General features: G+C 67.7%; 24 protein-coding genes and 2 pseudogenes. 4 read left to right on the top strand and 22 right to left on the bottom strand.

Annotated elements, in window-relative coordinates; all coding sequences use genetic code 11:
* Nucleotide 1 precedes the first annotated feature (1 nt).
* The 7 genes from DIE15_RS29610 to DIE15_RS29580 all read right to left on the bottom strand — a co-directional run bounded on the left by DIE15_RS29610 (nucleotide 2) and on the right by DIE15_RS29580 (nucleotide 7,454).
* A complete protein-coding gene (locus tag DIE15_RS29610) occupies nucleotides 2–1,504 on the bottom strand; it encodes a M81 family metallopeptidase (RefSeq protein WP_124835004.1) in 1,503 nt (500 codons plus the stop codon).
* Entirely contained in the window at nucleotides 1,501–2,781 is a 1,281-nt protein-coding gene (locus DIE15_RS29605) for a Zn-dependent hydrolase (protein ID WP_057929093.1), read from the bottom strand. The genes DIE15_RS29610 and DIE15_RS29605 overlap by 4 nt, the downstream gene beginning before the upstream one ends.
* A 34-nt stretch (nucleotides 2,782–2,815) precedes the next feature.
* Entirely contained in the window at nucleotides 2,816–3,517 is a 702-nt protein-coding gene (locus DIE15_RS29600; RefSeq protein WP_057929094.1) for an ABC transporter ATP-binding protein, read from the bottom strand.
* A complete protein-coding gene (locus DIE15_RS29595; RefSeq protein ID WP_124835003.1) occupies nucleotides 3,514–4,281 on the bottom strand; it encodes an ABC transporter ATP-binding protein in 768 nt (255 codons plus the stop codon). Before DIE15_RS29595 ends, DIE15_RS29600 begins: the two co-directional genes overlap by 4 nt.
* Complete coding sequence (locus DIE15_RS29590) at nucleotides 4,278–5,321, bottom strand: branched-chain amino acid ABC transporter permease (RefSeq protein ID WP_124835002.1); 1,044 nt, start codon at nucleotides 5,319–5,321, stop codon at nucleotides 4,278–4,280. The genes DIE15_RS29595 and DIE15_RS29590 overlap by 4 nt, the downstream gene beginning before the upstream one ends.
* On the bottom strand, nucleotides 5,318–6,178 hold the full coding sequence (locus DIE15_RS29585) for a branched-chain amino acid ABC transporter permease (RefSeq protein WP_124835001.1): 861 nt from the start codon (nucleotides 6,176–6,178) through the stop codon (nucleotides 5,318–5,320). Before DIE15_RS29585 ends, DIE15_RS29590 begins: the two co-directional genes overlap by 4 nt.
* 67 nt (nucleotides 6,179–6,245) lie before the next feature.
* Nucleotides 6,246–7,454, bottom strand: a complete 1,209-nt coding sequence (locus DIE15_RS29580; protein ID WP_057929098.1) for an ABC transporter substrate-binding protein — start codon at nucleotides 7,452–7,454, stop codon at nucleotides 6,246–6,248.
* Between the two features lie 228 nt (nucleotides 7,455–7,682).
* Here DIE15_RS29580 and DIE15_RS29575 point away from each other — a divergent pair, with 228 nt between their 5' ends.
* Nucleotides 7,683–8,537, top strand: a complete 855-nt coding sequence (locus DIE15_RS29575; protein WP_124835000.1) for a FadR/GntR family transcriptional regulator — start codon at nucleotides 7,683–7,685, stop codon at nucleotides 8,535–8,537.
* Between the two features lie 10 nt (nucleotides 8,538–8,547).
* Here the strand turns inward: DIE15_RS29575 and DIE15_RS29570 are convergent.
* The 4 genes and pseudogenes from DIE15_RS29570 to DIE15_RS29555 all read right to left on the bottom strand — a co-directional run.
* Nucleotides 8,548–8,664 (bottom strand): annotated as a pseudogene (locus DIE15_RS29570) (hypothetical protein); the annotation flags it as partial.
* Nucleotides 8,657–9,913 (bottom strand): trans-acting enoyl reductase family protein, encoded by a 1,257-nt coding sequence (locus DIE15_RS29565; RefSeq protein WP_124834999.1) that lies wholly within the window; start codon nucleotides 9,911–9,913, stop codon nucleotides 8,657–8,659. The gene DIE15_RS29565 and the pseudogene DIE15_RS29570, both read right to left, overlap by 8 nt.
* 41 nt (nucleotides 9,914–9,954) lie before the next feature.
* Complete coding sequence (locus DIE15_RS29560; RefSeq protein ID WP_124834998.1) at nucleotides 9,955–10,866, bottom strand: acetoacetate decarboxylase family protein; 912 nt, start codon at nucleotides 10,864–10,866, stop codon at nucleotides 9,955–9,957.
* A 243-nt stretch (nucleotides 10,867–11,109) separates the two neighbouring features.
* On the bottom strand, nucleotides 11,110–11,523 hold the full coding sequence (locus DIE15_RS29555; RefSeq protein ID WP_185734566.1) for a sugar ABC transporter ATPase: 414 nt from the start codon (nucleotides 11,521–11,523) through the stop codon (nucleotides 11,110–11,112).
* 131 nt (nucleotides 11,524–11,654) lie between these two features.
* Here DIE15_RS29555 and DIE15_RS37820 point away from each other — a divergent pair, with 131 nt between their 5' ends.
* Complete coding sequence (locus DIE15_RS37820; protein ID WP_260428375.1) at nucleotides 11,655–11,786, top strand: hypothetical protein; 132 nt, start codon at nucleotides 11,655–11,657, stop codon at nucleotides 11,784–11,786.
* 18 nt (nucleotides 11,787–11,804) lie between these two features.
* On the opposite strand, the gene DIE15_RS29550 is transcribed toward DIE15_RS37820, so the two are convergent.
* The 10 genes and pseudogenes from DIE15_RS29550 to DIE15_RS29505 all read right to left on the bottom strand — a co-directional run bounded on the left by DIE15_RS29550 (nucleotide 11,805) and on the right by DIE15_RS29505 (nucleotide 21,278).
* Complete coding sequence (locus DIE15_RS29550) at nucleotides 11,805–12,371, bottom strand: DNA-binding protein (protein ID WP_124834997.1); 567 nt, start codon at nucleotides 12,369–12,371, stop codon at nucleotides 11,805–11,807.
* Nucleotides 12,372–12,451: 80 nt separating this feature from the next.
* Entirely contained in the window at nucleotides 12,452–13,699 is a 1,248-nt protein-coding gene (locus DIE15_RS29545) for an MFS transporter (protein ID WP_057929102.1), read from the bottom strand.
* Nucleotides 13,700–13,954: 255 nt separating this feature from the next.
* Nucleotides 13,955–14,284, bottom strand: coding sequence for an H-NS family nucleoid-associated regulatory protein (locus tag DIE15_RS29540; protein WP_057929103.1), 330 nt, complete (start codon nucleotides 14,282–14,284; stop codon nucleotides 13,955–13,957).
* Nucleotides 14,285–14,650: 366 nt separating this feature from the next.
* Entirely contained in the window at nucleotides 14,651–16,000 is a 1,350-nt protein-coding gene (locus DIE15_RS29535) for a reverse transcriptase family protein (protein ID WP_124834996.1), read from the bottom strand.
* A 233-nt stretch (nucleotides 16,001–16,233) separates the two neighbouring features.
* Nucleotides 16,234–16,755, bottom strand: coding sequence for a plasmid fertility inhibition factor family protein (locus DIE15_RS29530; RefSeq protein ID WP_260428374.1), 522 nt, complete (start codon nucleotides 16,753–16,755; stop codon nucleotides 16,234–16,236).
* A gap of 207 nt (nucleotides 16,756–16,962) precedes the next feature.
* Nucleotides 16,963–17,907 carry an SDR family oxidoreductase gene (locus DIE15_RS29525; RefSeq protein ID WP_124834995.1) on the bottom strand — a complete coding sequence of 315 codons (945 nt, stop codon included), beginning with the start codon at nucleotides 17,905–17,907 and terminating at the stop codon, nucleotides 16,963–16,965.
* A gap of 171 nt (nucleotides 17,908–18,078) precedes the next feature.
* Entirely contained in the window at nucleotides 18,079–18,492 is a 414-nt protein-coding gene (locus DIE15_RS29520; RefSeq protein WP_057929107.1) for a DoxX family protein, read from the bottom strand.
* A 316-nt stretch (nucleotides 18,493–18,808) separates the two neighbouring features.
* Nucleotides 18,809–19,888: a lysozyme inhibitor LprI family protein gene (locus DIE15_RS29515; RefSeq protein WP_124834994.1), complete on the bottom strand. Its 1,080-nt coding sequence runs from the start codon at nucleotides 19,886–19,888 to the stop codon at nucleotides 18,809–18,811.
* Nucleotides 19,889–20,063: 175 nt separating this feature from the next.
* Nucleotides 20,064–20,256 (bottom strand): annotated as a pseudogene (locus DIE15_RS37815) (DUF4172 domain-containing protein); the annotation flags it as partial.
* Nucleotides 20,257–20,393: 137 nt separating this feature from the next.
* Nucleotides 20,394–21,278 (bottom strand): LysR family transcriptional regulator, encoded by an 885-nt coding sequence (locus DIE15_RS29505; RefSeq protein ID WP_057929109.1) that lies wholly within the window; start codon nucleotides 21,276–21,278, stop codon nucleotides 20,394–20,396.
* 128 nt (nucleotides 21,279–21,406) lie between these two features.
* Between DIE15_RS29505 and DIE15_RS29500 the strand changes: the two genes are divergently transcribed.
* On the top strand, nucleotides 21,407–22,132 hold the full coding sequence (locus DIE15_RS29500) for a pirin family protein (protein ID WP_057929110.1): 726 nt from the start codon (nucleotides 21,407–21,409) through the stop codon (nucleotides 22,130–22,132).
* 61 nt (nucleotides 22,133–22,193) lie between these two features.
* Nucleotides 22,194–22,796, top strand: a complete 603-nt coding sequence (gene wrbA, locus DIE15_RS29495) for an NAD(P)H:quinone oxidoreductase (RefSeq protein ID WP_124834993.1) — start codon at nucleotides 22,194–22,196, stop codon at nucleotides 22,794–22,796.
* A 129-nt stretch (nucleotides 22,797–22,925) separates the two neighbouring features.
* On the opposite strand, the gene DIE15_RS29490 is transcribed toward wrbA, so the two are convergent.
* Complete coding sequence (locus tag DIE15_RS29490; protein ID WP_124834992.1) at nucleotides 22,926–23,243, bottom strand: hypothetical protein; 318 nt, start codon at nucleotides 23,241–23,243, stop codon at nucleotides 22,926–22,928.
* Nucleotides 23,244–23,344 lie beyond the last annotated feature (101 nt).

Below are 23,344 nucleotides of genomic sequence, written 5' to 3'. Positions count from 1 at the left end.
CTCAGGCCGTGCGCGGGCCCGCGCTGTCCCACCGGTCCACATCGTCGAGCGGATACACGGGCCGCGAGAGCCGTTCGTAGCCGAACAGCCCGTAGTCCGACCCGGTCACGCCGCGACTGTCGCACTCGACGAGCGCGGCCGCGATCGGCACGAACACCGGCCTGCAATACATGCGCGACTTCAGCAGCAGGAATCGTGCACGGCGCGGATCGATGCCGACGCTCTCGAATACGCCGAGATCCCAAGGCTCCTGCGTGCGCTCGGTGACGACCAGCGTCGCCACGCCGATATCGAGCACCGCCGCGCGGCCCATGTACGCGCGCTGGCCCGTATACGTCGGCCCCGTAATCACGTATTCGCCGTCGGTCATCGCGCGCACGATGCCTGTCGCGCGAAACGGCGTGCGCCGCGCGCCACCATGCGACGGCATCCGGTTGCCGACCGGCACCGTGACGGTCGCGCCCACGCCCGCGTCGATCAGCACGGCGACCGCCTCCGGGTCGCACAGCGGCCCGCTGACGATCCCGTCGAGCCCCTGCGCGAGCGCGGCCTCGAGCAGGTCCATCGTGTCGCACGGCCCGCCCGACATGCAGTTGTCGCCGTGATCGAGCATCAGCACCGGGCGGTCCGCGCCGCGTGCCAGTGCCGCGGCCTGCGCGACCGATTCCGCGAGCGGCGCGCTGCGATACACGAATGCGTCGCGCGCATCCCAGATCTGCCGGGCGATGCGTTCGGCCACCGCGTCGGCCGCCGCGCGATCGCCGTCGGCAACCACGACGATGCTGATGCACGGCGCGGGAATATCAGCAAGCGAGAAGCCGGGCAGCACCGACACCGCGAGCATCCCGTCGGCCTCGGCCGCGCGCGCGGCTTCCACCGCGCGCCGCATCGCGCCTTCGGCGCTCGCGCTGCGCAGCGTCGACGTCATCAGCGGCGGCTGCCGCCACGCGAGCACGGGCCGCGCGCGGCCGTGCAGCCGGTCGAGCAGCACGCGCGCCGCGTGCTCGCCCGTCTCGTACATGTCGACGTGCGGATAGGTCTTGAAGCTGACGATCACGTCCGCATGGTCGATCATCTTCTGCGTGACGTTCGCATGCAGGTCGAGCGCGACCGCGATCGGCGCAGCGGGCAGCGCCGCGCGCACGCGCGCAAGCAGGTCGCCCTCGCCGTCCGCGCTCTGCTCGGCGACCATCGCGCCGTGCAGATCGAGCATCACCGCATCGCAGCCGGGCGCGGCCGCGACGATCGCATCGCAGATCGCCGCATACGCGTCGGCCGCGACCGGCCCGCTCGGATTCGCGGCCGCCGACACCGGCGTGACGATCGCCGCACCCTCGCGCGCCGCCGCATCGATGAACGCGGCCATCGCGGTGCGCATCCCGTGATTCGCGCGATACGCGTCGTCGCCCCAGTCGGGGCCGTTGCGGCCGAACGCGGCGAGCGGCGTCGGCACCGGCGAGAACGTATTCGTCTCGTGGTTCATCCGGGCGATCAGGATTTTCATCGCGTGCCGCCTTCCGCAATGCCCGCCGCGCCGAGCATCGCATGCAACAGCACGTTGCAGCCCGCTTCGAGGTGGGCGGGATCGGCGTCCTCGATTTCGTTATGGCTGATCCCGTCCTTGCACGGCACGAAGATCATCGCGGTGGGCGCAACGCGTGCGAGATACACCGCGTCGTGGCCCGCACCGCTGATCACGTTCATCGAAGAAAGCCCGAGTGCATTCGCGCCCGCGCGCACCTGCTCGACGAGTGCCACGTCGAACGGCTGAGGCGGGAAATACACAACCTGCTCGACGTCGATCGGCATGCCGGCAGCAGCACCCAGATCAGCGCATGCTGCGCGTAGTTCCGCATCCATCGCCACAAGCGTCGCATCGTCGGCCGCGCGCAAGTCGACGGTCAGCGTCACGCGGCCTGGAATCACGTTGCGCGAATTCGGGTGTACGTCGACCCAGCCGACCGTGCCGCGTCCGTGCGGTGGATGCGCGCACGCGATGCCGTTTACCGCGCGCACGAGATCGGCCGCAACCAGCAGCGCATCGCGCCGCAGCGCCATCGGCGTCGGGCCTGCGTGTGCCTCCATCCCGTGTACGGTGACGTCATACCAGCGCTGCCCGAGCGCGCCCTCGACCACGCCGATCGTCGTGGCGTGCGCCTCCAGTACCGGCCCCTGTTCGATATGCGCTTCGAAGTACGCGCCGACCGGATGCGCGTCGCACACCTCGCCCGCATAGCCGATCGCCGCCAGCGCATCGCTCACCGATACGCCGTCGCGATCGCGTTGCGCGAGCGCATGGTCGAGCGTGAACGCCCCCGCGAAAACGCCGGAACCCATCATCACGGGCACGAAGCGCGAACCTTCCTCGTTGGTCCACACGGCGACCTCGAGCGGCGCACGCGTGCGCACACCCGCATCGTCGAGCGTGCGCAGCACTTCGAGGCCCGCGAGCACGCCGTAGTTGCCGTCGAACTTGCCGCCTGTCGGCTGCGTGTCGATATGGCTACCCGTCGTCACGGGCGGCAGGTCGTCGCGTTCGCCTGCCCGTCGCGCGAAGATATTGCCGATCGCATCGATGCGTACCGTGCAGCCGATTTCTTTCGCCCATGCGGCGAACAGGTTGCGTGCGTCACGATCGCGTTCCGTGAGTGCGAGGCGGCACACGCCCCCCTTGTCGGTCGCGCCGATTCGCGCGAGACGCATCAGGCTGTCCCACAGCCGTGCGCCGTCGACGCGCAAGCCGGACGCCGCGACGCCCGGTGTCGAATCCTGAACTTGCATCGGTGGAATTCCTCGCAATGAAAGGGAACGGCGCTCACGCAACGCCGACACCCAGGTAACGGTCCTTCACCTCGTGATCGGCAGCGAACGCCGCGTTGCTGCCTTCGTAGACGATCACGCCCTGTTCGATCACGAAGTGGCGGTCCGCAAGCTGCGTGCACACTTCGAGGTTCTGCTCGACGAGCAGGATCGCGACGCCGGCCGCCTTGATCTGCTTCAGCTGCTCGACGATCTCCTCGACGATCACCGGTGCGAGCCCTTCGACAGGTTCGTCGAGCATCAGCAGCCGCGGGTGGTTCATCAGCGCGCGGCCGATCGCGAGCATCTGCTGCTCGCCGCCCGACAGCTGCGCGCCACCGTTGCGGCGGCGCTCCTTCAGGCGCGGAAAGATGCGGTAGATATCGTCGAGCTGCCACGGCGAATCGCGGCGCGCGCCGAGCCGCAGGTTTTCCTCGACCGACAGCAGCCGGAAAATCCCGCGATGCTCGGGCACGAAGCACAGGCCGCGCGCAGCGATTCGGTGCGCGGGCTGCCCGGACACCGGCCGGCCCGCGAACGTCACCGTGCCGCCGGTCGGCGCGACGACACCCGCGATCGTCTTGAGCGTCGTCGACTTGCCCGCGCCGTTGCGTCCGAGCAGCGTCACCGTCTCGCCTTCGTTCACGTTCAGTGAAATACCCTGCAGGACGTGGCTCTTGCCGTAGCAGGCGTGAACCTCCTTCACATCGAGCATCATGCGCGGCCTCCGGTGATCATGTTGCCGAGATACGCGCTGCGCACGCGCTCGTCGCCGCGAATCGCATCGGGCTTGCCTTCGACCAGCACGCGCCCCTGCTGCATCACCGTGATCGTGTCCGAGATGTCCATCACGATTCCCATGTTGTGTTCGATCAGCACGACCGTGTAGTCGTCGCGCAAGCCACGGATCAGCGTCTTCATGTCGTCGAGGTCGTCGATCCCCATGCCCGACGTCGGTTCGTCGAGGAAGATCGCGCGCGGTCGCGCCGCGAGCGCCATCCCGACTTCGAGCCTGCGCTGCTGGCCGTGCGACAGCACGCCGGCCGCCGTTTCGGCGAAGCGCTGCAGGCCGAGCCGCTCGAGCACGTCGTCGACGATGCCGTCGTGCGCGAGCGCGCCGCGCGGCGGCGTCCACGGATTCAACGCGCGCCGCGATTCGACACCTTGCGCGGCGACGCGCAGGTTCTCGCGCACGCTCAGGTTCGGAAACAGGCTCGTCACCTGGAACGAGCGTGCGATACCGCGCCGCACGCGCTTGTGATCGGGCTCGCGCGACACGTCGTGACCGTCGAACAGGATCGAGCCCGACGTGATCGGCAGTGTGCCCGTCAGCGTATGGAACAGCGTCGTCTTGCCCGCACCGTTCGGGCCGATCACCGAATGCACGGTGCGCGGCATGATCCGCAGATCGACGCCGCCCAGCGCCGTGAACTTGCCGTAGCGCTTGACGACGCCGCGCGCTTCGAGAATCGCTTCGCTCATTGCTGCTCCCTGGCCGCGGCCGCAGTACGATCGGTGCGCCGCAGCGATGCCGCGACGCGTTCGCCGAGTCCCCACAACCCCCGCTGCATGAACAGGCTGACCGCGATCAGCACGAGGCCGAGCAACAGCAGCCAGCGCGGCCACAGCGTCGACAGCCAGTCCGCAAACAGCACGTAGAACGCCGCGCCGAGAACCGACGCGAACAGGTTGCCCGTGCCGCCGATCACCGTCATCACGAGAATCATCTCGCTCGTGTGATAGTCGATGTTCGACAGCGGCGCGATGCCCGTCATCAATGCGTGCAGCGCACCCGCGAGACCCGTGACCGCACCCGAGATCACGAACGCCGCCAGCTTGAAGCGCTGCACGTCGTAGCCGGCCGCCGCCGCGCGCGCCTCGTTGTCGCGGATCGCGAGCAGCGTACGGCCGAATACCGAGCGCGACACGCGCAACAGCAGCCAGAACACGGCAACGAACAGCACGGCGACGAAACCGTAGTAGCGCCACGGCGAATCGAGCGAGACGAGCGCATGCCCGAACGCGGACAGCGCGGGGCGCGGGATATCGAGCAGCCCATTGTCGCCGCCCGTGACATCCGGCGTCGTATACGCGAGGAAGTAGAACAGCTGCCCGAACGCGAGCGTCAGCATCACGAAGTAGGTGCCGCGCTGCCGGATCGAGAACCAGCCGACGAGCGCGGCCGCGACGGCACCGAGCACGGCGGCCGCGGCGAGCGCGACCGTTACCGATGCGACGCCGTGCGTCAGCACCAGCCCCGCCGCGTAGCTGCCGAGCCCGAAGAAGATGCCCTGCCCGAACGACAGCAGCCCCGTAAGCCCGAGCAGCAGGTTGCAGCCGAGCGCTGCGAGCGCGAACACCAGCACTTCGGTCGCGAGCGAGCCCGAACTCAGCGCGACCGGCAGCGCGCACACGACGGCCACCGCGAGCCAGCCTTCCGGCCGCTGCAGCGCGCCGCGCCACGACCGCGCGAGCCGCGAGGCCGCCGCACCCGGCGGCAGCGATTTCGACGATTCGATCATGCAGCCCTCCCCAGCAAACCGTTCGGACGCAGCAGCAGCACGGCGGCCATCGCGACATAGATCATCAGTCGCGCGCCTTCCGGCCACAGCGTACTCATCAGGCTTTGCACGATGCCGACCAGCAGCCCGCCGACCAGCGCCCCGAGAAAATTCCCCATCCCGCCGACGACGACCACGACGAACGCGACACCGAGCGCCTCGATCCCCATGAACGGATCGACGCCGCGAATCGGCGCGGCCAGCACGCCAGCGAGCGCGGCCGTCGCCGCGCCGAGCGCGAACACGAGGCTGAACACGCGCGTCACGTTGATGCCGAGCAGCGACACCATTTCCGACGATTCGCTGCCCGCACGCACCGTGCTGCCGAGCCGCGTGCCTTCGAGCACCCACCACAGCAGTGCGGCCAGCACGGCCGTGAAACCGATCACGAACAGCCGGTATTTCGGATAGACGAAACCGCCCCAGATCACGACGCCGCTCAGTGCATCGGGCGGCGGCACGTTGTCGCCGAGCGGGCCCCACGCGAGAATCGCGCACTCCTGCAGTACGAGTGCGAGACCGACCGTCGCGAGGATGTGGAACTCGTGCTGCTGTGCATAGACATGACGCAGCACGAGCTTTTCGACGATCCACGCGAACGCGCCGACGACGAACGGCACGATGGCGAGTGCGACCCAGAAATTCGCCGACCATTGCAGCGCCTGGTAGCACAGGTACGCGCCGAGCAGGTAAAACGCGCCGTGCGCGAAATTCACGAAGCGCAGCAGGCCGAATACGATCGACAGGCCGACGGCGAGAAGGAAGTACAGCATGCCCACGCCGATGCCGTTGACGATCTGCAGCAGATAGACGTTCATGGCTTCCGTATCGGAAAGGAGGGAAACGGACGTCCGCCGCGCATCGGCCGCGGACGCGCCCATCGCGTTACGCGAGCTTGCACCCCGTCTTCTCGACGGGCAGGAACGATTGCCCCGAGCTGACGATGTCCGCGTAGTCGTCCGCGTTCTTCATCCGACTTTTCGGCTTGCCCTTCAGCAGGTAGTAGTTCTTCAGCACCTGGTGGTCACCCTTGCGGATTTCCTCGGAGCCGGTGAGCCCGTCGTACTTCATCCCTTCCATCGCGGCAACGACCTTCTTCGGGTCCGCGGTGCCGGCCTTCACCATCGCATCCAGCAGGATCTTCGAGCAGATGTACGAACCCGCGAGGCTGTAGTTCGGGTTCGCCTTGAACGTGGCGTTCGCGCGCTTCACGAGGTCGCGGTTCAGCGGCGAATCGATGCCGTGCCAGTACTGCGCGCCGAAATACACGCCGTCGCAGATGTCGGGCCCGAGCGCCTCGAACTGTTCGAGGCCCGATGCCCACGCGAGCAGGATCGTGCAGTTGCGCTTCATCCCGAAGCTCACGGCCTGGCGCAGCGTGTCCGACGACTGCGAACCGAAGTTCAGGATCAGCAGCACGTCGGGCTGCGCGGCGACCGCATTGGTCAGATAGCCACTGAATTCCTTCTCGGCGAGCGAGTGATAGCTGTTGCCGACGTGCTCGATGCCCTTTTCCTTGAAGATCGCCTTCGCGGCCGACAGCAGCCCGTCGCCGAACACGTACTGCGGCGTGATCGTGTACCAGCGCTTCGCCTTCGGCAGCATGCCGATCAGCGGCCGCACCGTCTGCTCGATCGCGCCGAAGGTCGGCACCGACCAGCGGAACGTCGCGTCGTTGCAGTCCTTGCCGGTGATCTCGTCGGCGCCGGCCGTCGTGATGAACACGCCGCCCGCCTTTTGCACTTCCTTGCCCATCGCGAGCGATTCGGACGACAAGATGCCGCCCGCGAAGAAACGCACGCCCTTCTGCTGCGCAATCTCCTGCACGCGCCGCACGGCCGTCGCGGGCTTGCCCTCGGTGTCGAGCGCCGTATACGCGAGCGGCGCGCCGAGCACCTTGCCGTATTGCTTGACGACGAGCTGCATGCCGAGATCGGCGTACTTGCCGTTGGCAGCGAACGGCCCGGACATCGGCACCGGGCACGCCAGCTGGATGGATGAACCCTGCGCGAACGCGGCACGGGACGACATGCTGCCGAGCGCGCCCGGCACGGCCGACAGCGCGGCCAGTTTCAACAGTTCTCGGCGATTCAAGTTGACGCTCCTGATAAAGGGGACACACGCGATGCGACCGACTGCCAAACCGTGCCCACGCCCTGCAGGATGCGCGCCGCCGGTTGATCCTATTTATCATGATAAATAGAATGAACCTGATGCTAGAGTTGATCAAAATTGGTGTCAATCAGGCAAAATTCCGTACCCTGCGCCGGAACGGATCGTCGACGATGACGGGGCGCGCAGTCAGACAAAGGAGTCTTCAAGATGGTCATGGACCGAGCCAGGGCGGGCGTCGCGGTCGAAATCAAGCAGCCGAAGCGGGCCGACCTCGTCGCCGAGGAGATCAAGCGGCTGATCACCGAGAAGGATCTGAAGCCGGGCGACCGCCTGCCGCGCGAAGCCGAGCTGCAGCAGCTCTATGCGGTGAGCAAGAGCACGATCCGCGAGGCGCTGAAGTCGCTCGAGGTGCAGGGGCTCATCAAGGTCACGACGGGGCCGTCGGGCGGCGGGATGGTGGTCGAGGTGCCGCTCGACCGCACGCTGCAGTTGCTGCAGAACTACCTGTTCTTCAAGGACGTGACGATCGACGACATCTATACGGTGCGCAAGCTCCTCGAACCCGAGCTGGCGGCGGGTGCCGTGCCGCACCTGACCGAGCGCGATTTCACCGCGCTCGAGGCGAACATTGCGTGCTGCGACGGCGCGTCGGGCGTGCACGATCGCGGCCACATGCTGCGCCAGCGGCAGGAAGACACGACGTTCCACGACATCCTCGCGGCCGCGAACCCGAACCCCTTCCTGCGATTCAGTTGCGAGTTGATCAACGAGATGATCCGGCAGTTGATCGAGTTCAGGAACGACACGCCGCTCGTCGAGCACAAGCGCTTCGGCGAAGCGAACGTATCGATCCACAAGGCGATCCTGCAAGCCGCACGCGAGCGCGATGCCGAGCGCGTACGTGCGCTGATGGTCGAGCACATGACCGAGGCGCCCAAGCACGTGAAACGGATGAAAGGCAAGCTGCGCGGGCGCTTGATCCTCGACTCCGAAATCCGCAGGCGCGCCGCGGCGCCCGTTGCGGGTGCGAACGCAGCCGCGGCGGATTCCGAAGAGGATTGAAAGTCGTCGCTCAAGCGTACCCCGTCGTGCCGTGCGTCTCCAGGTATTCGACGAGGCCGAACTCCGCATGCTCGCGCCCGTTGCCCGAACGCTTGTAGCCGCCGAACGGCACGCCCGGCTCAGGCGTCCAGCAGTTCGAAACGCAACCCGGCATGCCGCACGAGGCGCTCGACGAAGCGCGCGTCGAACATCGTCGCGGGCGTCCAGAAGCCGCCGCCGCGGCCGGTCTTCATGCCGTCGCGGGCGCAATCCAGCGCGAGGCCGAGCGCGGCCTGGCCGAGCATCTTGCCGGTCGAGCCGTAACCGGGATCGCGGTCGCCGGTGACTCTCACGCGCAGCGTCCGCCCGTCGTCGGCGCGCCCGAAGAAGCGCAGGTCGTAGCGGCCGGCCAGTTGCGCGGCGACGCTCGGCCCCTCGCCGGGCTTCGGCAGCAGGAAGCGCTCCATCAGGCTGCGCACCGGCATGACGAGCACGCCCACCATGAACGCAGCGAGGCCGGCCACCATCGTCAGCGCGGCGACGCGGCCCTTGAGTCCCGTGCCCGTGATGACCGCTTCGTCATAGGCGAACCGGCTGCCATACGCGTCGTCCGCAAGCGCGTTGGAGCGATGCACGACGCGCTCGTTGACGGCCGCCATCACGAACGGCGCGATCCACGTGCCGCCGTCGCGATCGAATTCCGCCGACCGGACCGCGTGCTGCCGCACCGTGAAGCCGTGATCCTTCGGGCATAGCGCATACGGATCGAGCAGTTCGCGGCGCAACGCGGGATCGGCCGCGGCTTCGCGCACGACGTTGATCACGCTCGCGACCGTGCCGCCCGACGCGCCGCCCTTCAGCGTCTTCACGCGCATCTTCACCTGCGTGGCCGGCACGCCCCACTGCCGCCGTGCGTGCTGCTGCAGGAACAGCACACCGATGTCGGACGGCACCGAATCGAACCCGCAGCAATGCACGATGCGCGCGCCCGATTGCCGGGCCGCCGGCTCGTACCGTTCGATCATCCGCTTGATCCACTGCGTCTCGCCGGTGAGATCGCAGTAGTCCGTGCCGGTTTGCGCGCAGACCTTGACCAGCGGCTCGCCATAAAGCGCGTACGGGCCGACGGTCGACACGACGACGCGCGTGCGCGCGCACAACACCCGCAATTGCGCTTCGTCGGCCGCATCGGCCACGATGATCGGCAGCGCCTGCCCCGCGGCGCCCAGCGTATCCCTGACCTGCCGGAGCTTCGCTTCGGAGCGGCCGGCGATCGCCCAGCGCAGCACTTCACCGCTGCCCGACAGGTATTCGGACAGGTAGCGCGTCAGGATCTGCCCGACGAAGCTGGTGGCACCGAATACGACGAGATCGAGATCATGGGTCGGCTGGGTCATCGACGCTTCCTTTCAGACAGGTTGGCTCCGGACGCCCGGGTTTATCGAGCGGGCTCATCGAACACCTTCAACGGCGTCGGCAGATTCAGCACCAGCTGCGCATCCTTGACCACGTCGAACCGCACGAGCGTGGCGATGCCCAGCCCGTCGAGCAGCCGGCTCAGCGGACCGCCGTGCCGCACCAGCTCGACGCCGCGCGGCAGCACGCGCTGCGCGAACGACAGCGTATTGGTCTGCACCGCGCTCCGGTGCCACACGCCGTCGACGAGATTGATCATGGTATTCGTGCCCATCCGCGACTGGGAAGGCACCTGGGTCAGCGCAGGCGACGGCGCGTTCAGCGTCAGGTCCGCTCGACCGTCCGGCCCGGCAATCCGCGCGCTGACGCGTGCGCCGATGGTCATGTCGATATTCGCAAGCCATTTCGGCAGCTGATAGCCGTGCACGCCGCGCACCCGCGCGATTTCCGTGGTGACGGGCAGCGCCAGCACATGCGCGAAGAAGCTCCGGCGCCGCATCGCATCGACGAGCTCGAGCGCATGCGAGCCGCGCGCGCCCGGCCGGCGAATCACCACCGCGACGGACACCTCGTCATACGGATCGTTGTCGCAGACCGAATACGAGAAGAAGGTCAGCGCGACCAGCCCGTATCGGGGAACCGCCCGCAGCGGCTCGAGCGGCACCGGCAGCATCGTGCGCAGGCGCTCGAGCGGCGCGAGAAACAGCAGCTGGATGCTGCTGGAACGATAGTAGAAGTTCGGCGCCCAGGTCGGTCCCACGCGCGACGCGACCTGACGTTTCGGAATCCGACGAAAAAAATCGATGTTCCCCGCGGCGGGATCGCGCGCGACCTCGTCGAGGTCCGGATTCATGCGAAACCGGTCGTAGTACCCGCCTTCGGGCACGTCGACCTTGTGCAGCCCGAATTCGACCTGTGTAAAGCGCCTGTCCATGTGCGTTGCCTCTCGTCGAAGATGAGTCGTGGCAGGCAACGTGCGCGGCCTGCCGATTCATGACCGTCAGCAGGCACTCTAAGATTCAACTCAACTTCAAGGTCAAGGCCTCGACTAGAGGAACGGGTCGGAATGGGCGGCCGCCGCGCATCCGGCGGTCGAACGACGCCCGTTGCCGCGGATCGACACCATGCCGCGATCGCGCAGGCACGCCATCGCCCGGCACAGCCCGGATACGAAACGTCAGTGCGCCGGAATGCGTATGTCGCCGTCCACGCGCAACGTGCGCTTGCCGCGCGCGACATCGTATTCGACCGTCTGCGCCGGCGTCACCGAACCGTAGGACACGCCGTTCACGTAGACGGTGCCGGCCTTCAGTTCGATCCGGTCCCCGTCGACCGTCGCGGTGCCATGTTCGCCCTGCAGGATCGCACCCGCGCATCCCGGGTTGGAAAAGCTGCGGACCGTCGAGCCGGACACGCCGGCGGTCTCGCCCTGCCCCGGCAACGCAAACGACGGGATCGCGGGCATCGGCGCGCTTTGTGCGGTCGCCGCACGACACGGCGCTGCGCCGTTGCCATCGGCGGCATAAGCGGATCCCGAGCCGATACCGCAGGCCGCCAGCCATGCGATCGTCATCGGCAACAGTGTGCGCATGATGCTCTCTCCCTGAACGAACCCGAAATACGAATGCATCGCCGTCGCCGATCCGCGCGACATGCGATGCGATCGGCCCGCCCGGCAACGCGGGCAAGCCGATGCGAGCCGATACACGCGTTTCGGCTTGCATGAATGTCGTTATAGTCGATCGCCGCGGGAAATCTCCATCCGACTACGACGCGCCGCTGCCGTTCGACTGGAAGCACGTGCTCGACCGGCTGGACGAACGGCTGCCATCGGAACCAGCACGCGGCGCCTGACGCACGGCCACGGCGGCCCTATCGCCCCGCGTGCGCCGCATCCGGCAACACCGGCGCGAATGCCGCTTCGACAAACCGGATCACATCGTCGAGCGACGACGTGCACGTCGCGCCCGCGGCAAGCTCCCGAAATGCACCATCCGGCCCAAGGCAGATGAGCGGCTTGCGCCAGCGCCGCGCAAGCGCGATCTCCTCGGCCGTCCCGTGCCCGCCGGGCAGCGCGACGATCAGGTCGCTGCTCAGCACGTTCACGTAGTTCCGGTTGATCGTGTGCGGATCGGCGCCCGGTTCTCGGCGCGGCAGCGGCGTGAGGATCGGGATCTCGACGAACGGATGCGGATAGCCGTCGAGCGGCACGAAGCCCGCGTGCGGATCGGCCTGCGTCGGCAGGATGCCGATCGATCGGCCGGCCCGCCCCGGCACACCGGCGAACGCGCGCGCGACCGCCAGCATCACGCCCTGGCCGCCGCCCGTCAGCAGGTTGAAGCCGGCCTGCGCGAGCCATGCGCCGAGCGGTTCCGAAAACGCGAGCCACGGCTCCTTGCCCGAGCCCATCACGCCGATCGTCCGGTTGTTGCGTTGCATCGTGAATTCCGGTGATGAATCGTTGAGTCGCGCTGCGGCATGACGTCGGGTTGCGGCACCCGGCCGCGTGCCGCGCATCGTCATTCGAGTTCGACGCCCTTGAGTTCGGGGATCAGGAACAGCGTCGCGACCATATCGAGCACATAGAGGCCAGCGAGCAGCGCGATCGCCGTCTGGAACGAGTAGCGCGCGGCCAGCGCGCCGACCGCCACCGGCCCGAAGCCGCCGACCGCGCGGCCGATATTCCACAGCACGTTCTGCGCGGTCGCGCGCGCGGCGGTCGGATAGCCCTCGGACATCAGCGTCCCGTAGCCGCCGACCATCCCGTTGACGAACATCCCCATCAGCGCGCCGGCCCACAGCATCGCCGTCGGGTCCGACAGCCGCGCATACGCGATGACCGTCACGACCGAGCCGAGCTGGTACAACAGGAATGTCGGCTTGCGGCCGATGCGATCGGCGAGCTGCCCGAACGTCCAGACGCCGATCATCATCCCGACGACGGTGGCCGCCGTCCACAGTCCCGACTTCGTCAGCGAGAAGCCCATCTGTTTCGACAGGAAGGTCGGCAGCCAGATCATGATCCCGTAGTAGCCGAAGTTCTGGACCGAGCAGAGGATCGCGATGCCGAGACTCGTGCGCGCGGTGCGGGCGTCGGCGACGAGCATCCGGAACGCGTTGGCGCGCGGCTGCGTCGCGCGCTGCACGAAGACTTCCGGTTCGTGCAGCCGGTTGCGTAGCACCCACGCGAGCAGCGCCGGCAGCACGCCGACCACGAACATCCCGCGCCAGCCGATATGGAGCAGCAGCAGCGGCGTCAGCAGCGCGGCCAGCAGCACGCCGGCCTGCCAGCCGAGCGCGACGTAGCACGACACGCGCGCCCGCTTGCTCGCCGGCCACGCTTCCGCCGCGAGCGCCATGCCGATCCCGAACTCGCCGCCGAGGCCGATGCCCGCGATGGTCCGGTACACGAGCAGATCGCGGAAGCCTTGCGCGAACGCGCACAGGCCGGTGAAGACCGCGAACAGCATGATCGTCCAGGTGAGCACGCGCACGCGGCCGTAGCGGTCGCTCAGCGCGCCGAACAGAATGCCGCCCGCGACGGCGCCGATCAGCGTCCACGTGACGAGCGCGCCGCCCTGCCCGGGCGTCAGCTGCAGCGCGGCCGTGATCGCGGGCAGCATGAAGCCGAGGATCAGCAGGTCGAAGCCGTCCATCGCGTAGCCGATCGCCGAGCCGGCCAGCGCCTTCCACGCGTACGGCCCGACCTGTTCGGTGCGCGGCGCCGCCGGATCGCCGAGCGCCGAAGATTTCATGTTTGCTGCCATGGTGTCCTGCCGGGAATATCCGGGCGACATTTTAAAGCCTGAAACCGTGCACGACGGGCCGGCGTACATGCGCACGCAGAAAGTGCCGCGCGCCCGCTTCCGGGAACGGAAACGGGCAGCGGCGGGTAATGAATTTGAAAGATTTCGAAGGCGGGGCCTCGCGAGCAGGCGGGACACCGAAAGAAGGGGATGAAGCGAGTGTTGCGTGGCGGGCGCGGGTCGAATGGCGCCGGAGCGATGCCGTGCGGTGCGGCGTCAGCCCTGATCGTCCCCGGGCCACCAGGTCTTGGCCTCGCGGTCGACGAGCAGCGTGTCGAGATCCTTGCCTTCGAGCCATTTGGGCCGCGGGCCGCGACCCGACCATGAACGGCCGGTCGTCGGATCGTAATACTTCGCAGGCGCCTTGCGTTTTCGCTGGACGATGTAGCCGAGGGCGCTCAGCACTTCCTGCTGCGAGATGCCCAACAGCTCGACCTGCTCCCTGAATGCCGCGAGTGCGGCTTGCTTCTCCTTCTGCTTGGCTTCCGACAACTTGATGTTCAGGTCCCGAAGTTGTGCTTCGAGGTCCTGCAGAGCCTGGGTCATGTATTCATCCTCTTTGGGTATGTTTTTGTTCAAAAAACCTCCGATGGCAGAACCTATCACGAAGTTCCGCCAATCGGTGTTGCGATGTGTGAATCGTTTGCCTGGACCTGCGAGGCTTTAGCAGTGTGCCGCAGGCAACGCAATCGTCGAAAGCCGGATGGCATCGACACGCAACACGTAGCGCGCCGCACCCGAACGCGTGGCGAACCGTCGATGGCGACCGCCTCGCCATCGAGCGCCGCATCGTGGTCAGGCGCGGCATGGCGCGAATGATAGCAGCGCGCATCCATCGTGTTCGAGGACTTTTGTGATCCGGCGCACCTCCGGCGCCGCGGAGCCCGCGAGCATCGACGCCGGCGCGACGATTTACGCGCTGCAACGGCACCCGTCCCACGCGATCCGAGCGAACAGCGCGTGCAGCTTTGCGCCCCGTGCGGCGTTCAGCGCGCATGCATGGGCGACGCGTCCGGCCAGGTGTGCGCGGAAATCCGGGTGCGCGGCGCGATTCTGCGACGCCGGTCCGTGGCGGATGCAATTGGTCAGGATGGCCTTCAGGACATCGAACTCGTCGCGCGCCAGGTTCGGATGGCGATTGACGACCACGCCGGCCAGTTGCTGCCGCACGCCGCGCCGCATCACGCGCGTCTTGCGCAACTGCAGCGCGAAACCTTCGTCGAGCGCGATCGCGGCGACTCTCGCCTGCAGCCGCCCGGCCTCGCGCGCCAGCGTGGCGCCGCCCGAGAACGCGAGATCGTCCGCGTAGCGCGTATAGCTCGCGTCGAGCGAACGCGCGAGCGCGGCGAGCCGCATGTCGAGCCGGAACGCGCACAGGTTCGCCAGCGCCGGCGAGGTCGGCGCGCCCTGCGGCAAGTGGCGGTTGCGGTAGCGCTGGCGGCTTGCCCAGTCGAACCGGTCGCGCAGGTCGGGGGCGAGCAGCCGTGCCGACGGCACGCGGTTGGTGCACAGCGCGGTCAGCGTTCGCGCGACTTCCGCCGGATAGCCGAGCGTCGTGAACAACGCATGAACCCGCGCCGCGCGCACCGACACGAAGAAATCCGCGAGATCGAAGCGGACGACGACGTCGCGATCCGCATGCGGCGCGGCGAACGACACGATCCCGCGTCCCCGGCGAAAGCCGTGTGCCGCGTCGTGCGGCGCGATGCGATCGAGCAGGCCGTGCAGGATGCGGCGCTGCGCTTCGCGCAGCCGGCCCTTCGGGATCTCGATCAGGCGGCAGCCGCCGCGGCGCTTGTCGTAGCCCGCGTACGTGTAGTGATGCAGCGGCGAGCCGCTGCCGCGCGCGTCGACGCGCCAGCGGTCGGCCAGCCAGTCGAGCTCGGGCGCGCTCACGCCGAGCCAGCTTGCAAGGTCGCCGCACGTCAGCCATTGCGGTACGTCGACGCCCGCGAGCCGCGGCGGCAGCGGCCGCTGCACCGGCGGCCGGGGAATGATGCGCACCACGACCGGCCGATGATGGCCGTACCACGCGATCATGAACGCCGACGTATCGGCCAGCGCGCTTGCGAGCAGATCGGTATCGACGTCGGTCCAGTGCGTGCCGAAGTGCGTGATCGCGTGATCCACGAGCGCGTGCACCCACGACGGCGCGGCGCCGAGTACGGTTGCGATGCGCTCGAGCATGCCGCCGCGTTCGGGCGGGCCGGCCAGCATCGCATCGGCAATCAGGCGGGCTGTATCGAACCGGGATACGTGCATGGCGAAGAATGGGCGGGACGATGAGTCAACGTGACAGGTGCTGCGAGAGCAGTCGTTGCGCAACGCGCAACCTGCGCTCTTGCGACGCATCGGGGTGTCGGTTTCATCCACGGGGTAGCCCCGTAGTCTCGGAACATCGGCTGCCTGTTCCGGGGGTGTGCTTGACCCACCGCCCCGCGACGCGACTTTAATGGCCGGGCGCGCGGGGTGTCAAATGACGGGTCGCGCGACGCTCATGCCCGTCGCGCAAAAAGCGCGCTGAACGCGATCGGCGACACGCCGACGCCGGCCATGTTGTTCAGCATCGTCGCCCAGGTCGCGTTGGCGACGCTGACCGGAAACGATCGCACGCGGTTCGCGAGCAGCCAGTAGGTGCGCGTCATGCCGTCGCTCATCGCGACTTCGCAGCTGCTGCCGATCGTCCAGTAGCCGACGCTCGGCAGCGTGACCAGCTCAAGGCGGCCGGCCCGGAATGCGGCGGGAGCCGTCGCATACTTGCTGTCGAGCGGCATCGCCGAACGCGGTACGCAGTCCTGCGCATCCGGTCGCGGAAAAGCCGGGCTCGTGCCGAGCCACAGCGCGTAGAACGTATCGGCATCGATATGGACGACGTAACGGTCCGCTTCGCCGGGCGACGCGGCCAGAAAGCAGTCGGTCTGACCGGGAACGGGCTCGCGCCAGGTCGACCAGTTCGCGCGCCTGCGCGCGCGGCCGGATGGAAGGCGGTCGCCCGGCGTCGCGCAGGTCGCGCGCACGATCGAGTCCGATACGAAGACGTGTCGGCATGAGCGCGCTCTTGCTCTCGTGATTTGTTCGTATCCGTCAGGGCATCGGCGAAGCGGACGCGCCGCCCCACGGCCCCGACGTTTCCCGGCAATCGAGAATGTTGCGCAGTGTTGCGTCTCGCGATGCACTCAAGATGACCGCTGCCGCGCGTTGCGGCATCGCGGCGCGCGCCGTCCTTACGGCAGCGGCGGCGCGTCGCGCAACACGGCTTGCAGCCCGGCCGCGAACGGCGTCGCGTGATCGATCCCGAGTGCGCGCACGCCCGCCGCATCCAGATGGCAGTCGTACGGACGCGGCGTCGCATCGGCCGGCGTGTCGATCCGCGCGAGCGCCGCGTCGACGCCGAGCGCGGCCGCGATCCGCTGCGCGATGTCGTACTTCGTCATCGGTTCCTCGCCCGACCAATGCCGAATGCCGGTGACGGGCGAGCCCGCGAGATGGCGCAGCGTCAGGTCGCGGATGACCGCCGCGACGTCGGGCGTCCAGGTCGGATAGCGGATCGCCCATGCGTCCATGCCGACCGCATCCGCGCCCGGTCGCGCGGACGCGACGATCGCCGGCACGAGGCTCGTGACGGCCGACTCGCGCCAGTCGACGATCGGGCCATAGAGCAACGGCAGGCGCAGCACGCACGCAAGCGGCGATGCGGCGAGCAACGCGGCCTCGCCTTCCAGCTTGGTCCGGCCGTAGATGTTCAGCGGGTTCGGCACGGCATCTTCGCGGTACGGCGCGGCCGTGCCGTCGAACACGTAGTCGGTGGAAATGCCGAGCGTCCACGCGCCATAGCGCGCGGCGAGTGCGCCGATACGGGCCGGTGCGTCGACGTTGATCGCACGCGCGGCCGCGGGATCGCGTTCGCAGACGTCCGGGCGGCGTTCGGCGGCGCAGATGATCACGGCAGCCGGCCGGCGGGTGTCGAACAGGTGTTCGAGCGCCGGCTGGTCGAGAACGTCGAGCCGGGCGACGTTTTCCGGCGGCAGCGCGAGGCGCCGTGCGCCCGCGGTGTCCGGGTTCCGGATGGTGGCGAGCAGCGTCAGCGACGATTCGTGGGACAGCGATGCGGCGACCGCACGGCCGAGCAGGCCGGACGCGCCGATGAGGAGAATGGTCGGGGGCGACACGATAGCCAACCGTGAAAGGGGGTGAGGGCCCCCAATCTATACGAGAACCGGCAACCGATGTCGATTTCGGTCGCACGTCGACGACGTGCGACCAGTGGAAATGGAACAAGGCCCGGTGCGCGATTGCGCGCACCGGGCCCGTCGTGCAGCGCGACGTCTCGCGCTCGCGGGTTACTTCCGGTCGAACGAATACCGGCCCGGCCCCGTGACCGCGAGCAACAGCAGCCCGCCGATGATGCTGATGTTCTTGTAGAAGTTGATCATCGCGAGGTACTGGTCCATGCCCTGCAGCGCCCAGTAGCGATGCCCGATCAACGCGGTCGCAAGCGTATAGACCGCGAACACCAGTGCGAGCGGACGCGTATAGAACCCGACCGCGATCAGCGCGCCGCCGACCAGCTCGACCGCCACCGCGATCACGGCAGACAGCTCGGGCGACGGCGCCCCCGTCGACGCCATGTACGCGACCGTGCCCGAGAAGCCGTTCAGCTTCTGCCAGCCGAACAGCACGAACAGGATCATCATCAGCACGCGAGCGGCCAGCAGCAGCTCGTCCTTCTTCGACTCCAGCGAAATGTAACGCATAGCGATCACCTTGAATTGACGGTTTGACGCATTCGGTGCCGACGTCCGCCGGACGGCGAACCACGGATCGACAACGAACCCTCCTCGCACGATCGAACCGCGGGCCGGTCGGCCCGCCGCCGAAGAATCCGTCCGGTCGCGCCGTCGTGGCACGCTGCGGAGCGGTTCTGGCGAAGCACGGGTGCCAGTCTACTGTCTCACGGTAAATCATCAATCCGTCAAAACAAGATTGGCTGTCTCCATCCAGTGGACAATTGTCACGTAACAAACGCGCCATGCGTGGCCGGCACGCCGGTCGGCGCACCGCCCGGCCGGATCACATCACGTCGATCGGAAGCGTCTTGTCGAGATTGTCGTGCCACGCGCGAATGGTCTTCGGCACGGTCTTTTTCCACGCCGGCACGGTCGTGTAGTAGCGCATCCGCACCTGGTCGTGCGCATCGAATACGAGCAGCCCGATCCACAGCTCGGTGCCCCGGTGCATCACGATCGCGGCGTTCGTCGTCGCGATGCCGCGCACCCAGTAAGACCTCGCGCTGGCGTTCAGGCCGTCGAGATCCTTCTCGTCCGCGCTGTAGTTGATCATGTCGACGAGCGTCTGATAGTCGGCGCCGAGCAGCTTGTGTGCGATCGCGTTCTGCCGCGCATCGTCGAGCACCTTCAGGGTCACGAGATCAGCCGGCGGGCTTGCCTGAGCCTTCGACGCCGTCACGTAGTCGCCCGAATACACGACGCCCGCACCGGCGCCGCAATCGCCATCGCTGCCCTGCTGCGCGACCTGCATGCGCCCACCCTTGCGGCTGAAATCGAGCCGGCACTGGTCCTGACGAAACGTGCCGCGGTCGCCGTGCAGTTCGATATCGCCGCTGAGTCCGCCAGTATTCGCGCCGTTGTTGCCGCTCAGTTCGAAGTGAAGACGCGGTGCCGTGCCGGTGAACGTCAGCACGCCGCCGAACGACGGGTTGTCGCTGTCGCGATACCACGTCTGCTGCCATCGGTCGGCTGCAAGCGGCGTGCCGTTCAGGCTCGCGAGCCGCTCGCGATAGCGATCGCCGACGCACGCGGCGTCGCCGCCGCACTGGTCGCGCTGCTTGAGCCATTTCCGTTGCGCGGCTTTCAACGCAACCGCATCGCCGCCTTTGGCCAGCGCCTTCTTCCATGCCGCCGACAACTGGCCGTCGAGCGACGACAGGCCGGCGTCCGCGCAGATCGCCTTCTCGGTCGGCGAAGCGGCTTTCGCGCAGTCGAAGCCGGCGGCATGCGCGGCCGGCGGCGCAATCGTCAGGACTGCAAATATCACGGCGGATGGCAAGGTCGCGTTCCGCACCTGCCGGCCGCGAAGCGCGGCTTGCCCTCGCTCGCCGGCGCGAGCATTCGATCGGTTCTGGATTGTCATGGCCTGGATCGTCGCTGGGTCGCGGACCTGTAAAAACGTCGTGTCCGCAACGTTCGAGGTAAAAGTACCCGACGCGGCATGCGCGGCATGTCACGCCCGCCGAAGCGTAACCCGAACCGGCCGCGCCATCCACACCGATCACGCACACGACGACGGCGACGCTCGCGAAGGCCGGCAGCGCCGTGTCTTGCGAGCGTTTCGCGAGGGCGCCCCACTTGCCTGGTCGTCAGCTTCCCTCCGCAGCCGTCGAGCCGGCCATTCATGACCTTGACCTGACGTGCATTCATCGCGACGCCGGCACATCGCGACCAGAAGCGCACCTTGACCCAAACCGCATCGAGCGTCGTGTGCGCATGATCGACGGATCGCCGCTCACGATGCGAAGATGACCCGACCGATTCCCCGCGTCGCTCGACAATCTCCGCAGATCCTGCGGAGATTACGCCCCTGTTCGCCGCACGCCTGTTCCGCGACCGTCGCCGGCCCGCACCGCCCCTGTGGCCGGCTATCCGCGCATGCCCAGCCGTTCCGCCAGAAACCCGATGAACGTGCGCAGCGTGACGAACCCTTCCCGATGCTGCGGGAACACCGCGTTCAGCGTGATCGGCGACGGCGCGTACGCGTCGAGCACCGGCACGAGCGCACCGCTGTCGAGCGCCGCGCCGACGATGAAATGCGGCAGCAGTGCGATGCCGAGCCCGGCGATCGCCGCGTCGCGCACGACTTCGCCGTTGTTCGCGACGAGCGGCCCCTGCACGTCGAACGTGCGCGCCACGCCGTCGATCCGGAATTCCCAGCCGACGCGCCGCTCGCGGCCGTACATCAGGCACGTATGCCCGGCGAGATCGGCCGGCGTCCCGGGCGTGCCCTGCCGCTTCAGGTAAGCGGGGCTCGCGCACGCGATCATCTTCCATGCACCCAGCGCTCGCGCGATCAGCGTGGAATCCTCGAGCGCGCCGATCCGCAGCACGAGGTCGAAACCCTCGCCGATCAGGTCGACGCGCCGGTCGGTCAGGTCGAGGTTCAACCGCACGGCCGGATGCGCGGACAGGAATTCGGCGATCAGCGGCGACACGTGCGTGATCCCGAACGACAGCGGTGCGCTGATCTTCAGCGAGCCGTGCAGCTCGGTGCTGCGCACCGACATCGCCTGCTCGGCGTCGGCAACCTCCGCGAGGATCCGCTGCGCACGCGCATAGAACTCCTGCCCCGATTCCGTAACCGCGAGATTGCGCGTGTTGCGATGCAGGAGACGCACGCCGAGCGACGCCTCCAGCGCCATCGTGCGCCGGCTCACGAACTGCTTGGACAGCATCAGTTGATCGGCCGCCGCCGTGAAGCTGCCCGCGTCGACGGTCGCGACGAAGATCCTCAGATCGTTGAGTTCCATATTGTCCACTCCGAAGTGACAGTCATTATCTATACAGCCATTTATTTGTCAAATCGATTGACCTAAGATTCACCTCAACGAACGGCCGGGCCCACTTCCGAGGTCCGGCGGACATCCAGGAAAAAATCATGATCGAGACTCGTGCAGCAAACCAACGTGGCCGTGCCGAGCATGGCTGGCTCAGCTCCCGTCACACGTTTTCTTTCGCGAATTACTACGATCCGAAGCAAGTCGGCTTCTCCGACCTGCTGGTGATCAACGACGACCGCGTCGCGCCGGGCCGCGGCTTCGGCACGCACCCGCACCGCGACATGGAAATCCTGTCGTACGTGCTCGACGGCGCGCTGGAACACAAGGATTCGATGGGCACCGGGTCGGTGATCGTGCCGGGCGACGTCCAGTTGATGAGCGCGGGGACCGGCGTGCGTCACAGCGAGTTCAATCACTCGCACGAGACGCCCGTCCACTTCCTGCAGATCTGGGTCGGGCCGTCCGAGAAGGGTGCCGAGCCGCGCTATCAGCAGACGAATGTCGCGGCGGCCGACAAGCGCGGCAAGCTCACGCCGATCGTATCGCCCGACGGTAACGGCGGTTCGCTGACGATCCGCCAGGACACGCGGATCTACGCGGGCCTGTTCGACGGCGACGAGCGCGCCACGCTCGAACTGGCAGCGGACCGCTTCGCCTATGTGCACGTTGCACGCGGCAGCGTGACGGTCAACGGCGTGACGCTCGGCGAAGGCGACGGCGCGCGCATCCGCGGCGAACAGGCGCTGACGTTCGCCGACGGCAAGGATGCCGAGGTGCTGGTATTCGACCTGCGCCCGGTCGAAGTGACGGCCGAGTGGGCATGACGCCCGTTCGGAAAACCAGGCCCCGCTGACTGCGGGGCCTTCTTAATCGGAGATTCGCAACATGGCCAAGGTACTCGTTCTTTACTACTCGTCCTACGGGCACGTCGAAACGATGGCGCAGCACGTCGCGGAAGGCGCGAAATCGGTGCCCGGCGTCGAGGTCACGCTCAAGCGCGTGCCGGAAACCATCCCCGCCGACCAGGCGCAGGCCATCGGCGTCAAGGTCGACCAGGCCGCGCCCGTCGCGACGGTGGACGAGCTCGCGAACTACGACGCGATCATCTTCGGCACGCCGACCCGCTTCGGCAACATGGCCGGCCAGATGCGCACGTTCCTCGACCAGACCGGCGGCCTGTGGATGAAGGGCGCGCTCGTCGGCAAGATCGGCAGCGTGTTCGCGTCGACCGGCACGCAGCACGGCGGCCAGGAAACGACCATCACGTCGTTCCACACGACGCTGCTGCACCACGGGATGGTGATCGTCGGCGTGCCGTACGCATGCAGCGGGCTCGTCAACATGAACGAGATCACGGGCGGCACGCCGTACGGCGCGACCACGCTCGCGGGCGCGGATGGCAGCCGTCAGCCGAGCGCGAACGAGCTCGACATCGCGCGCTACCAGGGCAAGCACGTCGCGGAACTGGCCGCCAAGCTCGCGTCGTAACGCGGGTTGACGGGTTGCCGTGCGTCCCGGGAAGCCCGGGACCGCGGCGCGTGCCGCCTGCGCGGGACGCACGCGAACGAACGGCGCCGGTCGACCCGGCGCCGTTTTTCGTTGCGCGAACGCCGGCCGTTACTGGCCCGATGCCGGCGCGGCCGGAGCAGGTGCCGGTGCCGCCTTCGTCGCGGGCGCCTTTTCCACCGCGTTCTGCGGATAGTTGCTCTGGTCGTTGGTCAGCCGGTAGCCGCTGCCCGTGCCGATCGCCTTCAGGTCCTTCGCGTGGCGCGCGCGTGCCGCCTTGCGGGCGGCCTTCTTCTGCGCCTTGTCGAGCTGCTTCTGCGTCGGTGCGGACGCCGGATCCTGCGCGTATGCCGCCGGCGCGGCGGTCAACAGCAGACCGAACGACGCCGTTACTGCCACTGCCACCGAAACCACGCGAGACTTCGTCATGGCCGGATCTCCTTGTCGATTGTTGGTTGTGGGTCGAACACCGGTACGCACGCGACGGACGTCGGCGTGCGACGACGGCGCCGATGCAACGTTAGCCGATC

It is taken from the genome of Burkholderia sp. Bp9031 (assembly GCF_003857965.1).
Classification (GTDB): Bacteria; Pseudomonadota; Gammaproteobacteria; order Burkholderiales; family Burkholderiaceae; genus Burkholderia; species Burkholderia ambifaria_A.
The sequence above is the reverse complement of the archived record's forward strand: the minus strand, read 5'-3'. Positions and strand labels throughout refer to the sequence as shown.

Bases quoted from the DNA above. Each gene is read 5' to 3' on its own strand.
- DIE15_RS29490 (WP_124834992.1), bottom strand. From the start codon at position 23,243: ATGACGAAGTCTCGCGTGGTTTCGGTGGCAGTGGCAGTAACGGCGTCG.
- DIE15_RS29555 (WP_185734566.1), bottom strand. From the start codon at position 11,523: ATGCGCACACTGTTGCCGATGACGATCGCATGGCTGGCGGCCTGCGGT.
- DIE15_RS29610 (WP_124835004.1), bottom strand. From the start codon at position 1,504: ATGAAAATCCTGATCGCCCGGATGAACCACGAGACGAATACGTTCTCG.
- DIE15_RS29585 (WP_124835001.1), bottom strand. From the start codon at position 6,178: ATGAACGTCTATCTGCTGCAGATCGTCAACGGCATCGGCGTGGGCATG.
- DIE15_RS29560 (WP_124834998.1), bottom strand. From the start codon at position 10,866: ATGGACAGGCGCTTTACACAGGTCGAATTCGGGCTGCACAAGGTCGAC.
- DIE15_RS29600 (WP_057929094.1), bottom strand. From the start codon at position 3,517: ATGATGCTCGATGTGAAGGAGGTTCACGCCTGCTACGGCAAGAGCCAC.
- DIE15_RS29505 (WP_057929109.1), bottom strand. From the start codon at position 21,278: ATGGAACTCAACGATCTGAGGATCTTCGTCGCGACCGTCGACGCGGGC.
- DIE15_RS29550 (WP_124834997.1), bottom strand. From the start codon at position 12,371: ATGCAACGCAACAACCGGACGATCGGCGTGATGGGCTCGGGCAAGGAG.
- DIE15_RS29565 (WP_124834999.1), bottom strand. From the start codon at position 9,913: ATGACCCAGCCGACCCATGATCTCGATCTCGTCGTATTCGGTGCCACC.
- DIE15_RS29500 (WP_057929110.1), top strand. From the start codon at position 21,407: ATGATCGAGACTCGTGCAGCAAACCAACGTGGCCGTGCCGAGCATGGC.
- DIE15_RS29520 (WP_057929107.1), bottom strand. From the start codon at position 18,492: ATGCGTTACATTTCGCTGGAGTCGAAGAAGGACGAGCTGCTGCTGGCC.
- DIE15_RS29575 (WP_124835000.1), top strand. From the start codon at position 7,683: ATGGTCATGGACCGAGCCAGGGCGGGCGTCGCGGTCGAAATCAAGCAG.
- DIE15_RS29535 (WP_124834996.1), bottom strand. From the start codon at position 16,000: ATGCACGTATCCCGGTTCGATACAGCCCGCCTGATTGCCGATGCGATG.
- DIE15_RS29540 (WP_057929103.1), bottom strand. From the start codon at position 14,284: ATGACCCAGGCTCTGCAGGACCTCGAAGCACAACTTCGGGACCTGAAC.
- DIE15_RS29515 (WP_124834994.1), bottom strand. From the start codon at position 19,888: ATGACAATCCAGAACCGATCGAATGCTCGCGCCGGCGAGCGAGGGCAA.
- DIE15_RS29595 (WP_124835003.1), bottom strand. From the start codon at position 4,281: ATGAGCGAAGCGATTCTCGAAGCGCGCGGCGTCGTCAAGCGCTACGGC.
- DIE15_RS29605 (WP_057929093.1), bottom strand. From the start codon at position 2,781: ATGCAAGTTCAGGATTCGACACCGGGCGTCGCGGCGTCCGGCTTGCGC.
- DIE15_RS29590 (WP_124835002.1), bottom strand. From the start codon at position 5,321: ATGATCGAATCGTCGAAATCGCTGCCGCCGGGTGCGGCGGCCTCGCGG.
- DIE15_RS29545 (WP_057929102.1), bottom strand. From the start codon at position 13,699: ATGGCAGCAAACATGAAATCTTCGGCGCTCGGCGATCCGGCGGCGCCG.
- wrbA (WP_124834993.1), top strand. From the start codon at position 22,194: ATGGCCAAGGTACTCGTTCTTTACTACTCGTCCTACGGGCACGTCGAA.
- DIE15_RS37820 (WP_260428375.1), top strand. From the start codon at position 11,655: ATGAATGTCGTTATAGTCGATCGCCGCGGGAAATCTCCATCCGACTAC.